16 protein-coding genes and 4 tRNA genes are annotated in these 13,526 nt (G+C 56.9%); 13 read left to right on the forward strand and 7 right to left on the reverse strand.

What is annotated here, in order from left to right; all coding sequences use genetic code 11:
- Positions 1 to 15 precede the first annotated feature (15 nt).
- Both TNEU_RS07950 and TNEU_RS07955 read left to right on the forward strand, forming a co-directional pair.
- The gene (locus TNEU_RS07950; RefSeq protein WP_012350921.1) at positions 16 to 249 is read left to right on the forward strand and encodes a 30S ribosomal protein S28e; all 234 of its coding nucleotides are present in this window, start codon (positions 16 to 18) and stop codon (positions 247 to 249) included.
- On the forward strand, positions 246 to 422 hold the full coding sequence (locus tag TNEU_RS07955; RefSeq protein ID WP_012350922.1) for a 50S ribosomal protein L24e: 177 nt from the start codon (positions 246 to 248) through the stop codon (positions 420 to 422). Before TNEU_RS07950 ends, TNEU_RS07955 begins: the two co-directional genes overlap by 4 nt.
- Position 423: 1 nt before the next feature.
- Here the strand turns inward: TNEU_RS07955 and rpl7ae are convergent, their stop codons facing one another.
- Genes rpl7ae through TNEU_RS07970 form a run of 3 tightly spaced genes read right to left on the reverse strand, consistent with a single transcriptional unit; the run spans position 424 to position 2,966 of the window.
- The gene (gene rpl7ae, locus TNEU_RS07960) at positions 424 to 879 is read right to left on the reverse strand and encodes a 50S ribosomal protein L7Ae (protein ID WP_012350923.1); all 456 of its coding nucleotides are present in this window, start codon (positions 877 to 879) and stop codon (positions 424 to 426) included.
- A gap of 30 nt (positions 880 to 909) precedes the next feature.
- Positions 910 to 2,001 carry a branched-chain amino acid ABC transporter permease gene (locus TNEU_RS07965; protein ID WP_012350924.1) on the reverse strand — a complete coding sequence of 364 codons (1,092 nt, stop codon included), beginning with the start codon at positions 1,999 to 2,001 and terminating at the stop codon, positions 910 to 912.
- The gene (locus TNEU_RS07970; protein WP_012350925.1) at positions 1,998 to 2,966 is read right to left on the reverse strand and encodes a branched-chain amino acid ABC transporter permease; all 969 of its coding nucleotides are present in this window, start codon (positions 2,964 to 2,966) and stop codon (positions 1,998 to 2,000) included. The genes TNEU_RS07965 and TNEU_RS07970 overlap by 4 nt, the downstream gene beginning before the upstream one ends.
- Before the next feature lie 92 nt (positions 2,967 to 3,058).
- On the opposite strand from TNEU_RS07970, the gene TNEU_RS07975 reads away from it, so the two are divergent.
- The 5 genes from TNEU_RS07975 (at position 3,059) to TNEU_RS10310 (ending at position 6,079) form a co-directional block, all read left to right on the forward strand.
- Positions 3,059 to 4,444, forward strand: coding sequence for an ABC transporter substrate-binding protein (locus tag TNEU_RS07975; RefSeq protein ID WP_148682419.1), 1,386 nt, complete (start codon positions 3,059 to 3,061; stop codon positions 4,442 to 4,444).
- A gap of 30 nt (positions 4,445 to 4,474) precedes the next feature.
- The gene (locus tag TNEU_RS07980; protein ID WP_012350927.1) at positions 4,475 to 5,242 is read left to right on the forward strand and encodes an ABC transporter ATP-binding protein; all 768 of its coding nucleotides are present in this window, start codon (positions 4,475 to 4,477) and stop codon (positions 5,240 to 5,242) included.
- Positions 5,243 to 5,311: 69 nt separating this feature from the next.
- Positions 5,312 to 5,399 (forward strand) — tRNA-Ser (locus TNEU_RS07985).
- Positions 5,400 to 5,528: 129 nt separating this feature from the next.
- Positions 5,529 to 5,616, forward strand: a tRNA-Ser gene (locus TNEU_RS07990).
- 322 nt (positions 5,617 to 5,938) lie between these two features.
- Complete coding sequence (locus tag TNEU_RS10310; protein ID WP_187146721.1) at positions 5,939 to 6,079, forward strand: hypothetical protein; 141 nt, start codon at positions 5,939 to 5,941, stop codon at positions 6,077 to 6,079.
- A gap of 3 nt (positions 6,080 to 6,082) precedes the next feature.
- Here the strand turns inward: TNEU_RS10310 and TNEU_RS08000 are convergent, their stop codons facing one another.
- The gene (locus tag TNEU_RS08000; RefSeq protein ID WP_012350928.1) at positions 6,083 to 6,811 is read right to left on the reverse strand and encodes an ABC transporter ATP-binding protein; all 729 of its coding nucleotides are present in this window, start codon (positions 6,809 to 6,811) and stop codon (positions 6,083 to 6,085) included.
- Positions 6,812 to 6,869: 58 nt separating this feature from the next.
- Between TNEU_RS08000 and TNEU_RS08005 the strand changes: the two genes are divergently transcribed.
- The 6 genes from TNEU_RS08005 (at position 6,870) to TNEU_RS08030 (ending at position 10,341) form a co-directional block, all read left to right on the forward strand.
- A complete protein-coding gene (locus TNEU_RS08005; RefSeq protein ID WP_012350929.1) occupies positions 6,870 to 8,150 on the forward strand; it encodes an ABC transporter substrate-binding protein in 1,281 nt (426 codons plus the stop codon).
- Between the two features lie 33 nt (positions 8,151 to 8,183).
- Positions 8,184 to 8,275: transfer RNA gene (locus TNEU_RS08010), tRNA-Gly, on the forward strand.
- Between the two features lie 39 nt (positions 8,276 to 8,314).
- Positions 8,315 to 8,399 (forward strand) — tRNA-Leu (locus tag TNEU_RS08015).
- A 33-nt stretch (positions 8,400 to 8,432) separates the two neighbouring features.
- Entirely contained in the window at positions 8,433 to 8,888 is a 456-nt protein-coding gene (gene pyrI / locus TNEU_RS08020) for an aspartate carbamoyltransferase regulatory subunit (protein WP_012350930.1), read from the forward strand.
- On the forward strand, positions 8,885 to 9,466 hold the full coding sequence (pyrE, locus tag TNEU_RS08025) for an orotate phosphoribosyltransferase (protein ID WP_012350931.1): 582 nt from the start codon (positions 8,885 to 8,887) through the stop codon (positions 9,464 to 9,466). The genes pyrI and pyrE overlap by 4 nt, the downstream gene beginning before the upstream one ends.
- The gene (locus tag TNEU_RS08030) at positions 9,454 to 10,341 is read left to right on the forward strand and encodes a beta/alpha barrel domain-containing protein (protein WP_012350932.1); all 888 of its coding nucleotides are present in this window, start codon (positions 9,454 to 9,456) and stop codon (positions 10,339 to 10,341) included. Before pyrE ends, TNEU_RS08030 begins: the two co-directional genes overlap by 13 nt.
- Here the strand turns inward: TNEU_RS08030 and TNEU_RS08035 are convergent.
- From TNEU_RS08035 to TNEU_RS08045, 3 genes are read right to left on the reverse strand one after another with little or no spacing between them, the layout of a single operon-like run.
- The gene (locus TNEU_RS08035) at positions 10,319 to 10,807 is read right to left on the reverse strand and encodes a Mut7-C RNAse domain-containing protein (RefSeq protein ID WP_012350933.1); all 489 of its coding nucleotides are present in this window, start codon (positions 10,805 to 10,807) and stop codon (positions 10,319 to 10,321) included. The genes TNEU_RS08030 and TNEU_RS08035 overlap by 23 nt on opposite strands.
- Entirely contained in the window at positions 10,801 to 12,642 is a 1,842-nt protein-coding gene (rqcH, locus tag TNEU_RS08040; RefSeq protein ID WP_012350934.1) for a ribosome rescue protein RqcH, read from the reverse strand. The genes TNEU_RS08035 and rqcH overlap by 7 nt, the downstream gene beginning before the upstream one ends.
- A 35-nt stretch (positions 12,643 to 12,677) precedes the next feature.
- On the reverse strand, positions 12,678 to 13,508 hold the full coding sequence (locus TNEU_RS08045; protein WP_012350935.1) for a TIM barrel protein: 831 nt from the start codon (positions 13,506 to 13,508) through the stop codon (positions 12,678 to 12,680).
- Positions 13,509 to 13,526: the final 18 nt, after the last annotated feature.

Below are 13,526 nucleotides of genomic sequence, written 5' to 3' on the forward strand. Positions count from 1 at the left end.
AGACATCGAGCGGCCATGGCGGAGGAGGTAAAGTTCTCGCCTTATGAAGACGCCGTGGCGGGGCTCGTGGTCCAGATACTCGGGAGGACGGGAGTAGCGGGGGAGGTAACACAGGTAAAAATCAAGGTGCTTGAGGGGAGAGACAAAGGCCGCGTGTTGACGAGAAACGTAAAAGGCCCAGTGAGACTCGGCGACATAGTAATGCTCAGGGAGACAGAAAGAGAAGCCAGGAGGATCACGGCAAGATGAAGATCCACAAGTGCTCCTTCTGCGGGGCCGAGATACCGCCGGGCTACGGGATTATGTACGTAAGAAACGACGGCACCATACAGAGGTACTGCAGCAGAAAGTGCTTCGTAAGCGCCACGAAATACGGAAGAAACCCAAGGAAGCTTGCCTGGGTTAGAAAACGCCAAAAATAGACTACTTTCTACCAGGTAGCGGAATCGCGTTAAGCCCGTTCTTCGCCCTAATCTCGTTTACCTTAGACACCAAAGCCTCGAGCTCCCCAGCGGCCTGCCCAGGCTCGATAACCACAGCTGCGGCTGCGGAGACGTTTATACCGGCGGCCTTACCCAACTTCTCCTTTGAAGGCACATAGACGTAGGGAACCTTTTTCTCCTCGCACAGAAGCGGGAGGTGCGCCACAACCTCAGGCGGATCCACGTCCTCAGCTATAAGCACGAGCTTCGCCAAACCGCGCTCAACCGCCTTAGTAGCCTCGTTTGTCCCCTTCTTGATCTTGCCAGTCTGCTTCGCCACAGAAAGCACCTCCAGAGCTTTCTCGGCCACGTCGGCCGGCACCTCGAACCTCACATAGAATGGCTTACCCGGCGGCGGATTTGCGTAGAACGTCTTTGGGTCAATCGTCACTGCCATGGCCTCGAAAAAGACCCAACTATATAAATTTTAGGCCTCCCCCCTAACCCTCTCCAAAACCCGACGGCTCAACGTCTTAGACGGCCTCTCTCCCACGAGACCCTGAGGCCTAAACATGACCATTACGATAATCACGATACCAAATATGATGTACTGAAGAAATGTCGGATCGGCGTTTATTACGGCTCTTAGGCTATCCTTGTATATCTCAAGCGACCTGCTCACGATGTAATAAACAGCAACGCCGACCAACGCCCCCACGTTGTTGCCCATACCCCCAACCATTAACATAGCCCATGCGACAAAGGTGTAGTAAGGTACGAATTGACCCATATTCACAAATGTGTTGTAGAAGACGAATAACGCGCCAGCCACCCCTCCCAGCGCCGATGCTACGCCCAGAACCCTTGCCCTGAACTTTACGATATCCTTTCCAAATACCCTCGCCGCGGTCTCAGCGTCGCGTATAGCCCTTAATGCGCGGCCAAACGGCGAGTTGACAAGCCTATCCAGCATGAAAAACGTGAAAACGAGGAAAAGCAGAGTAACAGCGAGGTAGCCCCAAGGCCTGTAGTCGCCCATCCAAGCAAAGGGGTCAGGCACAACGGCGCCAAACACGCCGCAAGCAACCTGCGGCGTGTATGTGGAGACGACTCTCACCAGCTCGGCGCTGACCAGAAAGAGAATGCCCAGGTAGTCCTCTCTCAGCCTCAGAGCTGGTCCAGCCATGACGACGCCCAACACCCCAGCCAACAAAGCAGACAGGGCTACTGCGACAAGGAAGAAGAGGATCCCCTCCAGCGGGGATGACTTGAAAATGTCATTTACCACGGCAATAGATTGGTATTGATATGCGGCGCAGTACGTATTTAAATCTTTCAGCGGGCTTATTCCCGCTTTTGCGGATATGGCGCCGCCGTATATCCAAAGGGCCAACTTAGTGGCGATGCCCCCCACAGCAACGCCGCCCATCGCCAAGTACATCACCTTTCCGAACTGAGGCAAGCCTAGGTAGCCTGCCTCCAGATTTAGGCTAAGCACATATACGCCATATATAGCAAACATGATGAGCGTCTCGCGCAGAAGCACGAGAAGGGCCCCGGGATCGATCTGCGGTATCATCCCCTTGCCCTCTGCAACGCCTGGGATATCACTCCCACGAGACCCTGCGGCGCAAACAGCAGAATAGCTATCACAAACGCGAAAGGTATAGCCAGCTGGAACTCGGTCGGAATGTTAAGCGGTGTCAGTATGTAGGCGGCTCCAAGCACCATGCTTAGCCCGACCACATAGCCGCCCAACACAGCGCCGTAGATGTTTGACAGGCCCCCCACCACCGAGGCCACAAACACAAGCGCAAGCCTCAGCCACCCCAACTCCTCCGACATTGGGTAGTACATCGCCATGTAGACGCCTGCGATGCCGGTGACGGCGCCGATGAGAAGCCAAGCAACGGCGAACACCCTCTCAACGTTTATACCCACCGCCCTAGCCAGATACAGGTTATCAATGCTAGCCCGCATGATAACGCCGTATCTGGTTCTATACAGCAGGACATACAGCAACGCCGTAGTGACGACAACAGACAAAGTCGTGTTAATTAGGGACGACGTGAGGAAGTCGGTGCCCGGCCAGATGAGCTCCCACCTAGAGAGTAGAACGTTTCTCGTGAGAACGCCGTATCTGCTCTGGACATAGTCCGCCGCGAGGGCCACCGAGGCAAATATGACGAAGTGAAGTCCAAAAGACGCGATCATAAGCGGCGTGATGCCGGCACCCCTCTTGATCATAGGCCTAAACACCAGGAGATAGCTTAATACCGCCACGGCACCTCCCGCCAAGGCAACCAGCGGGAAAGTCAGATACACATTTACTGGGATACCCAACTGCGAGAGGTATGGCATGAGCAGAAAGTAAATAGCGAAGTAGCTTATATATGCGCCGACCGTCGCCAAATCGCCGTGGGCAAAAGAGGGTATCTTCGTGGTGATATATGTTAAATTAAGGCCCAGGCTCAACAATACATAGATATTTGAGAAAATAATCGCGCTCGCCAAGGTATTGTAATCCACGCCGAAAAGCCCCATGGTCCCCAAGATCTATCTACATTAAATACTTTAGGATATACAGTGCTATATAGAGTCTCAAACTATTTATATTTCGAGAATCATACGGCCGCATGGCTTCAAAAGCCCTATATATAGGGGCCGCGGTGCTAGCGATAATAATAATCGCGGCCATTGCACTCCTCGGTGGCGGCGGAAAACAAGCGCCAACTACAACGCCAACAACCGGTACACCTATAGGAGCCGCCGGAGGAGCGGCGCCAACGACCGGCACCGCATCCCCTACCACCCAGACGCCAACAACGACGACACAGACAACAACTACACAACCATCAACGCCAACAAAGAAAGTGGTCTACATCGGCGCCGCGTTGCCTTTGACTGGTGGTCTGCAGTCGTACGGCGTTGGTGTTAAGAATGCTGTGGAGCTGGCTGTGGAGGATGCCAATAGGATGTGTCCCAGCTATAGGTTTGAGCTTCTTGTGGAGGATACTGGGACTAATCCGCAGCAGGCTCTTCAGAAGGTGCAGGCTCTATACGCCAAGGGCGCTAGGTTTATCGTCGGCCCCATGGCCAGTGGAGAGGTCAGCGCTGTTAAGCCCTTCGCAGACCAGAACAAGATCATAATCTTCAGCCCCTCCTCCACCTCGCCCCTCCTGGCGATACCCAACGACTGGATCTACAGGATAGTGCCTACGGACTTCGCCCAGGCGGCGGCGATAGCCGACCTCCTAAAGCAACTGGGCGTTAAGAAGGCCGTCATCCTCTATAGAAACGACGCCTGGGGCGTCGGCCTTAAAGACGCCATAACAAAGGAGGCTGAGAAACTCGGCATACAGATCGCCTCAGCCCAAGGCTACGACCCAGACCCTAAGGCCTTCGCCACCGCGATTCCAGAAGTTGTTAGAAAGCTCTCAGCCGCCCTCGGCCAGCCGAGTAACGACTCCGCCGTGATATTCCTCGTGTTTGAAGACGACGGCGTGGTGGCTATCCAGTCCGCGGCGCAGGACCCCGTCCTCGGCAAGATCAAGTGGATCGGCACAGACGGCATTGCCTACAGCGACGCCTTGATTAAGCAGGTGGGGAGAGAGATGGCGGATCACAAGATGCTCGGCACCATCGCCGCCCCCGACCCCAACGACCCCAAGTATCTGGAGTTTAAGAAGGAGTATAGGGCTAAATACGGCAAAGACCCAGTTGCCTACGACGCATACGGCTACGACGCCGCCATGATGCTGATGCAGATAATCTGCAAGACGGGGACAGACGACCCGGAGAAGGTGCGCGCCGCTCTAGAGCAGTGGGGCAGAGATGGCACATACCAAGGCGCCACAGGCAAGGTATATCTAGACCAGGCGGGAGACCGCGCCTACCCCAACTACGTGATATGGGGCGTCGCCGTCGTCAACGGCACAGCTAAATACGTAGACGCCGCCTACTACTACGGCACCGAGAGGAAGATCACGATCTTTGATCAGGGCAAGTCTCTCTTCCGGTAAAACCTAATAAATACCTGTTTTTTCTCTTCAATGCTTATTTTGTCGGCGCAGGGTGTAGTTAAGAAATTTGGCTCATTTAGGGCGCTGGACGGCGTCGACGTTGAGGTAGAGAGGGGGAAGGTGACGCTGATTATCGGACCTAACGGCTCTGGGAAGACAACGTTTGTGAATGTGGTGACAGGTGTGTATAAGCCTGATGGCGGAAAGCTACTCTACTACACAAAGGAGGGCAAGGCGGTGGATATCACAGGGCTCCCCTCTCATAAGATCTTCGAGACTGGCATCGTAAGGACTTTCCAGATCCCCCAGGTGTTTCAGAGGCTGACGGTGTTGGAGAATCTCCTTGTTGTTGCCAGGGGACAGCGCGGCGAGGGGTTGTTGCCGGCGTTGGCAAGAAACTGGGTGAGGGAGGAGGAGGAGCTGGCCCGTAGGGCGTTTAGGATACTCAAAGCTGTGAGGCTCGCGGATAAGTGGGATAGGCCCGCCTATCTGCTCTCGGCCGGCGAGATGAAGTTGCTGGAGCTCGCGAGGGCGTTGATGGCCGGGGCCGACCTGATAATTCTTGACGAGCCGATCGCCGGCGTCCCAGTCGATCAAGCTCACGAGGTTTTTAAAACGGTGAGAGATATCAACCAGAGCCAGTCTGTCACCTTCCTCGTGATTGAACACAGAATCGACATAGCCTTTAGATATGTAGACTATGTATACGCCATGGCCAGCGGCAGGGTTATAGCTAGGGGGCTCCCCGACGAGGTCGCCAGTGATCCAAAAGTAAAAGAGGTGTACATCGGGAGATGACCGCGCTCCCCGCCCTAAAGGCGGGGCTTTCGGTTGTAAAGCTTAAAAATACCCCGCCGGGGGGAGTCGGCCGGGGTGGCCGAGCGGCCCAAGGCGCGGGACTGGAGATCCCGTCCCCGTCTAGGGGGCCCGGGTTCAAATCCCGGCCCCGGCGCCAGCGGCTCAAAATCTCTATATTCACCTGCTTGCCCTAGTGTAGGTGATGAGTCTGACAGTCATGGAGAGGGGTGTCCTAAGTGGCCAGGTCTGAGCTCAACTTTATAAAGTGGGCGAAAAAATGGACGGAGCCGGGGTGGCCGAGTTGGTCCAAGGCGCGGGCCTGCTAAGCCCGTCCCCGTTCGGGGGCGTGGGTTCAAATCCCACCCCCGGCGCCACTATAGAAACGTTTATAGAGATGTTGTACTGTAGCGCTTATGAAATCGATCTATCGGTTAATTACGGCGTTGGCGCTGGCCTTTCTCCTCAAGGCTTAGTTCCTAAACGTTGCCGTCTCGTACACACCGCCCTATGTCTACCCCGGCTCAACCCTTCAGCTCTACACCACTCTTACCGCGGCGTAGCCCATCGCCGATCTGCACGTGGCGGTGGAGTCGCCCTTTAAGGCCGCCCCCTCCACGGATCCGGCAACTGGCTCCAACAGCGCCGTATGTTTTAACCACAACTGTACAGATTCCTTTAAACGCCACCCCCGTCACAGTGCCTGCGAAAGAGGCCTATGTGATAAACATCGACATAGCCACCGCGATGTTTCTCACCTCGCTGTTGTTGATCATGGCGACGCGTGAGGTTTTCGAGAGAGCTAACGTAGTCGGCCGCCGCGAGGGAGGCAGTTCCTAACCGTCAGCCCCCCAGAAACAGCGCCGCGAGTTTTTCCTCGTCTAGAGATTTGGCGCTACCGCTGTACTTAATTCTTCCAGTTACCAACACGTACGCCCTATCTCCGATCTCCAGAGCTTTTTTGGCGTTTTGCTCAACCAACAGGATGGATATGCCGAACTTATCCCTTATATCTCTGATCGTGTGGAAGAAGTCGGAGACGAGCTTAGGCGCTAGGCCCGCAGTCGGCTCGTCCAGCATCAACAGCCTTGGGCTTTTCATAAGCCCCATCCCTATTGCCAGCATCTGCCTCTCGCCGCCGGAGAGAAACTTGGCCTTCCTATCCCTAAGCTCCCTCAGCTTTGGAAACACGGCATAGACGTCCTCCATCCTCTTGAAGACCTCAGCCTTGGGAACGCCTGTGGAGGCGGCCACTAGATTTTCATATACGGTCAGCTCGCCGAATATATTCGGTGTGCCGAAGTTATTAGGCGACTGCATGACGTAGGCAACCCCCATCTTCATGATCTCATGCGGGGGCTTCCCCACTACGTTGGTGCCCATCAACGTTATACGGCCCGAATAGACGTCCGCCATCCCGACAACGCTATTTAACAGAGTGGATTTCCCAGCGCCGTTAGGCCCAAGCAACACCACGATCTCCCCAGAGTTCACCACCAAGTCAACTCCAAAGAGAACGCGAAACTTCCCGTAACCAGCCTCAAGGCCCTCAACCCTCAAGACCTCCGACATCGGCCACTCCCAAAACGCCGATTAATAACATTTTTTAGGAAGACTTTCGCGGATACACATGTCTAGGGTATACATAGTTGCGTTGGCAGTAGTGTTGTTGATCGCGGTGGGAGTCCTCCTATCAATGCAGAAGCCGGCCACGGCGCCGACGTCTACGACGACGCAGAACGCCACAAAGGTGTTTAAACTTGGCGCTTTGCTCCCGTTGACGGGAGGCTTCAGTAGCTATGCAAAACTGGCGCAGTGCGCCGCGGAGTTGGCGGTAGATGATCTAAACGCAGAATATGCAAGCCGGGGCTACAGATTCGAGCTATATGTTGAAGACACGCAGCTAGACCCCAACGTGGCTCTTCAGAAGCTTCAAGCCCTATACGCCAAGGGCGTTCACGCGGTGCACGCGGGGCTTACGAGTAGGGAGGCCTCCGGCGAGAAGCCCTTTGCGGACAAGAACAAGATCGTGCTCTTCAGCGCGTGGTCCACCTCCTCCCTACTGGCGATACCTAACGACTGGCTGTACAGAATCGTGGGCACCGACGCCAAACAGATAAGAGCCATAGGAGCCATCATAAAGGAGCTGGGCGTAAAGAAGGTGGCCATCGTATATAGGAAGGACCCCTATGGGGAGGGCCTTTACCAGGAGCTCCAGAAGGAGGCGGCGAGGCGGGGCTTCCAGGTGGTAGCCGCCGAGTCCTACGACCCAGACCCCAAGGCGTTTACTGAAGCGGCGCCGCAGGCTGTAAGAGCTATATCGGCTAAGGTTAGGGATCTCGTGGGCCCAGACTTCGCCCTCGTCGTTGTCTCGTTTGAAGACGACGGCCAGGTGGTGCTCAGAGCTATAGGACAAGACCCAGTGCTTTCAAAGGCGAGGCTCATAGGGACAGAAGGCATGGCCTTCTCCCCAGTTCTACTACAGAGCGGTGGCGACGTAATGGCGGCCGGCAGGATCATAGGAACCGCCAACTGGGCGCTTCCCACGACCCCTGAGTACAAGGAGTTCTACAGAAAGTTCAAGGCTAAATGTGGCGCGGAGCCCATAACCCCAGCTCCACAGTCATATGACGTAATCAAGATGTTGGGCGAAATAATGGCCACGATAGGCACAGACGACCCTGACAAGGTACGCGCTACGTTGGAGCAGTGGGGCAGAGAGGGGCGCTATAGAGGCGCCACTGGGGTCGTCCTCCTCGACGAAAATGGGGATAGGGCGAACCCCAACTTCCTCCTCTGGGGCGTAGCTCTGAAAAACGGGACCGCCGCCTATATAGAGGTCGGCTACTACAACTTCGACAACGACTCGATAGTGTTCACCACAGAGGGGAGACAGTACTTCCGCGGGTAAAGATTAAAAACCTCTTTTTCATGGGTTTTTCTAGCGGCGGTAGTCTAGCCTGGTTTAGGATGGCGGCCTCCCACGCTACGGGCGAAGAAAGCCGTTGATCCCGGGTTCGAATCCCGGCCGCCGCATGGGTAAAGTTTTTAAAATTGGGAGTGGTCCCTCAGAGGGCGGGGGTGCCCGAGCCAGGTCAAAGGGGCAGGGCTTAAGACCCTGTGGCGTAGGCCTGCGTGGGTTCAAATCCCACCCCCCGCACTGTCTTTATTAACTGGGGCGGTGCAGTAGGTGATGTCTAAGGAGCTTATGGTTAGCAAGATCGAGCGCGGAACCGTTATCGACCACATCCCAGCTGGTAGAGCCTTGGCGGTTTTGCGGGTTTTGGGGATCACCGGTAGGGAGGGCGTGCGTGTCGCACTCGTCATGAACGTGGAGTCTAAGAAGCTCGGTAGGAAGGACATCGTGAAGATAGAGGGGCGGGAGCTGACCCCCGAGGAGGTGAACATCATATCCGCCGTCGCCCCCACCGCGACGATAAACATCGTCAGGGACTACACGGTAGTTAGAAAATTCAAGGTATCGCCGCCGGAGGTGGTCAAGGGGAGGTTTAGGTGTAAGAACCCGACGTGTATTACAAACGCGCCGCGGGAGCCGGTGGAGCCGACCTTCCTGCTGGTGAGGAGGGAGCCGCCTCTCTTCGTCTGTACCTACTGCGGCCGGTACCACGAGCTGGGGGATCTGCTATGATCGCCAGACTGGTGGAGCTGGGCGTTGTTAAGTTCGGGCTGTTTAAGCTGTCCAGTGGACTAGAGAGCCCGTATTACGTGGATCTGCGGCTTGTCTTGGGGGACCCCCAGCTACTTAAGTGGGCTGTGGAGCGCTACAGAGCCGTGGTAGAGCGGTTGGATTTCGACATAGTTGCGGGGGTCGCAACTGGGGGAATTCCGTACGCCTCTATACTGGGGTTCCTGTTGGGCAAGCCGGTCAGCTATGTGAGGCCGGAGGCTAAGGGCCATGGGCTGGGGCGTCAGATAGAGGGGGCGGAGGTGCGGGGCAGAAGGGTGGTTGTAGTCGACGACGTTTTAACCACCGGCAAGAGCGTGGTGGGCGCCGTCAACGCGTTGAAAAACGCGGGGGCCTCCGTGGCTGGGGTGGTGGTTTTCCTCGATCGAGAGCAGTGCGGAGCTGGTCATGTCAGCGCGGCGACGGGGGTCCCTGTATACAGCGTGTACAAGATGGGGGAGTTGCTTGAGGCTCTCAAGCCCTACATAGGCGAGGGGCACTACCGAGCTGTCTTGGAATACCTCTCCTCATGGCGTTGTTGACGTTTTTCGGGAGGCTGGTGCACTACGTCCACCCGGAGATTAGCCACAGGCTCGGCTCGCTTCTGTTTTCTCTGCCTCTCCCGCCCTGCCGCTGTAGAGACAGTTGGGAGGTGGGCGGGGTGAAGACGTGCGGCCCGGTGGGGGTGGCGGCTGGGTTAGACAAGACGGGGGCCTACTCCAGGTTCCTCTCCTTCTTCTGCCCTGGCTTTATAGTGGTTGGGTCTACTCTGCCGCGCCGGCGTCTTGGAAATAAGCCGCCGAGGGTGGCAAGGGTACGGCCGTACTCCCTCGTCAACGCGATGGGCCTCAACAGCCCCGGCATAGCCTCTGTGGTATCTAGGCTGGCGGGGCTTAACTACCCCATATTTATCAGTTTGGCGGGCTTCAGCGTGGAGGACTTCCTAGTTCAGCTGGCCTACCTGCGGAGGTATTACAAGCCGGCTGCCGTCGAGGTCAACATATCAAGCCCCACGTACAAGGGATTTTGGCGTAATGTGCCGCAACTCGCCGATGTGGATCTGCCCGTTTTCGTCAAGGTAGGTCCTTCAACCGACGTAGCATCCGTCGTCAGAAACGTGAGGAGGCTCGGATGGGGGCTTGTGGTGACCAACACCTTCCCTGTGGAGGATGGGCGCATCAGCGTCGGCAGGGGGGGACTCAGCGGGCTTCTGCTCTACCGACACGGCTATAGGCTCCTGGAGCGGCTTAGAGAGGCCGCGGGCGGAGATGTCCCGATTATATACAGCGGCGGCGTCTTCACCTGCCGCCAGCTTGGGGAGGTTCTGAGGTTGGCCGACGCGGCGGAGGTGTTGACCTCAGTCCTCTACTTCACGCCGTATATCTTAAAGGCACTCAACCGGTGTGTAGACAGGTGACCTGGGCCTCGGCCGCCTCATCTAGGAGCTGCCTCAGGCGGCGCCAGTGTGAGCCGACCCAGTAGTAGCGGCCACACGACGTACACCTCCAACACGCCGCGCTCGCTATTGGATGCCCCACGGCTTTCTCCGCCTCCGTGCAGTCTACCTCCACCAGCTCGCCGCCGCAGTGGGGGCAGACGGATTTCTCCAGAGGCCTCAAGCCGAGCTTCAGGAATATGGACACCCATTTGACGTGGTCGTCGGTCTTTATGAGGAGGGTGGGGCCCCTCCTCGTCTTGAAGAGCTCCTCGTCTCTTGTCACCACCAGGCAATCGGCCTCCGCCAGCTCAGAGTCGTCAAGGTCGGGGCTGTATATTGCCCTGGCGCCGAACAATATCCTCAACATCCGGGCAAGCCACCCCAACATGGAATCCACGTATATACACCCGACGTCTGGCCTGCCCTTTATTACGCAGTCTACCACGTTGAAAAAATCTGCTCCACCTCCTCCCAGGGGATGGGCGATCCGCGGCCCTCCTCCGACACCCTGGAGGCGCCGGGGAGAGCCGCCGCCAGCTCCTCCGGGTGGCAACCGCCCCACCTCCCCGCGAGCTCTCTAGCCAGCTTCCCCCGTTCCACGTTCCCCGGGGTCACCACGACGTATCTCTCGGCCAACAGGTGGATCGACCTAGGGGGGCCCGCCACCGCCCTGTAGCCGTCGTGGTCTTTTCTACAGCCGACCGCCAGCTCCAGTCTGACGTTTCTCACGTACTCCCTCTTGCCATATATCATGAAGGAGCCGCGGGCTAGGTACTGGCCCGCCGGCGCTTGCTTTGTGACCTGCTCGCCGCGGACGTAGTAGACGTCCACCGCGTGTATGCCTATCTTCCACGCCTTGCTGTACGCCGCGGCGAACTGCGCCGCTTGAAGTAGCTCTAGGGGATCCTCCGCCGGCGGCATCGCCACAGCCGAGGCTCCAGGGATATCGGCGTGGAAAAAGAGGTAGCTGTCCTTCAGGTACTTTCTAACCACCGTCTCGTTCTGCGAGGCGTCTCTACCGCCTATCACGGGCCTCCTCCCCGTCGTGATCGTCCAGTGGAATTTCTCAAACCAGCTCCTCCTGGCTACAGGTCTCACCGACGTCTTCACCCTCTCCTCCGCACGCCGCCTCTCTTCCTCCAATTTGGCAAGCTCCCCCCTAAGCTTCTCCAACACCCGTTGCGCCTTTGACGCCTTCTCCTCCAGCTCCTTCGCCTTGTCGAAGAGCTTGGTGATCTGCCGGCCCACAGGGACGCCGGTCTCTATATCGAAAGCCGTTCCATCTGGGAGCTCAACTCTAGCTCTGCTGTTTACGTATACTATACGTATACTTGTTTCGCTACCCCTCAACGCCTCCTCTATCTCGTGTTTATACATGAGAAGTTTGTGGGCTAGAGTCTTCAGAGCGGAGGCCTCGCTCTTGTACTCAGGTATCTTCTTTTCCAACTCGGAGATCGTCGCCTCAAGCCTCTTCCGCCTTTGGGCAAGCTCCTGAGTCTCCTGCGCCGCGGTTGTCTCCAGCTCCAGCGGGGAGAAGTAGTAGTCTAGAGCTTCCCAGAAGTGTGGGAAGTTTTTAACTTCGTCGCATTGGATAGAGACAGGCCTTATGGGTAAGACGGTCACCGGCGCGCCGCCTCTAAGACATACGGAGGGCTCGGCGCCTCCCGCCTGTATCTTCTCCACAAGTCTCTTGAACTCCTCGGCTAGGGCCCTCGGCGAGGGGCCCGCCCTGGCTAACAGCTCCTCGGCCAGCTCCGGGCCTGTCCCCAACCGTTTGATCAAGCTCCTTTTGACGTCGTTTGGGTCTATCGCCTTTTCTACGGCGTCTACGTCGGAGGTTAACACGTCCACAAAGGCGGCTGGGGGGTAGACATATGGCAGACCTGGCCTCAGCTCGCGGTCTTTACCTCTATAGCCGTGTAGCAACCAGACGACCTTCCCCCCTCTAACGGCTACGACGTTGAAGGGCTCGAGGAGCTCCACGACCAGCTTGCCGGACGTGAACTCGAACTCCACTATTCTGTCAAAGCGGGGCATGGCGACGGCCTTTAGCCTGTCGTCCCGGAAAAGCCCCCTGAGCGTTTCAGCTCCTTCGTGGGTCTTCTCGGGCACCACCCCCGTGAGCGAGGCTCTGAACTTGGTAACTGCGACGAAGCCCTGTGGAAACTTGAGGAGGTAGCCTGCCCCGGTCTTGTATATGTTCTCCACCTTCGACCCGGCCAACTTGGCCATTTCGACGGTGGAGGCCAAGAGGTCAATCGCCGTGATTACCCTCTTCACGGGCTTCTGTGTCCAGAGAGTTATATGTATTAGCGTTATGTGGCAAGGCTAACGCCGTGTTTTTCGAGGATCTCCTTCATCAGGAGCGCATCTTTTTCCAAAAGCGGCGATTCGCAGATTAGGGTTATCGCGAGATCCCTCCTCTTGAGCTCCTCAGCCAGCGGCTCAAACGGCGGCATGTTTCGCTCTATGGGCTCGTGTTCGTCCACGTACTTCCCGTTTCGGTAGCGGACGGAGGTGAAGTGTGTGTGCATATGTCTATCTCCGAACTCCCTCGCCCAGAGGTCTAGGACTTCTCCGTAGTTTATAACTCCGTTGTTTCTGGCGTAGAGGTGGCCCCAGTCCACCACCGGCGTTACGTAATGTAGCTCCTTTGCGAGCTTAAACGCCTCCTCTACGCTTCCGAACTGGTTTGTCCTGGCTGTGATCTCCACGCCTATATACACGCCGGATCCGATCCCGGACTCCCTATACGCCTTCTCCAACTCCTCCTTGACTTTCTCGAAGCACCTCTGGGGACCCAACTTCCCGTAGTACGCGGCGTGGACGACCACAACCCAAGCGCCCATGTGATATGCTCTGTCTAGCGAATCCACCAGCCTCTGCCGAGATTTCTCCACCTTATCCGCCTCTTCGGAACACAGGTTGATGAAGTAGGGGGCGTGCACGGAGAGCTTGACGTCGTAGTCCTGAGCCGCCTTCCCCACCTGCTTCGCCAACTCCCTCGACATCCTCACCCCCTGTACGAACTCCACCTCCATGGCGTTGAGGCCCAGCTCCCTCACTGCTTTTACCGCGTCTAGCGTGGACTTCGCCTTTACGACGTATTGAGGAATGCCGGCTGGGCCCAGGTAGACCTTTGCCATCGGCCTTAATGCTATTCT

It is taken from the genome of Pyrobaculum neutrophilum V24Sta, from assembly GCF_000019805.1.
Classification (GTDB): domain Archaea; phylum Thermoproteota; class Thermoprotei; order Thermoproteales; family Thermoproteaceae; genus Pyrobaculum; species Pyrobaculum neutrophilum.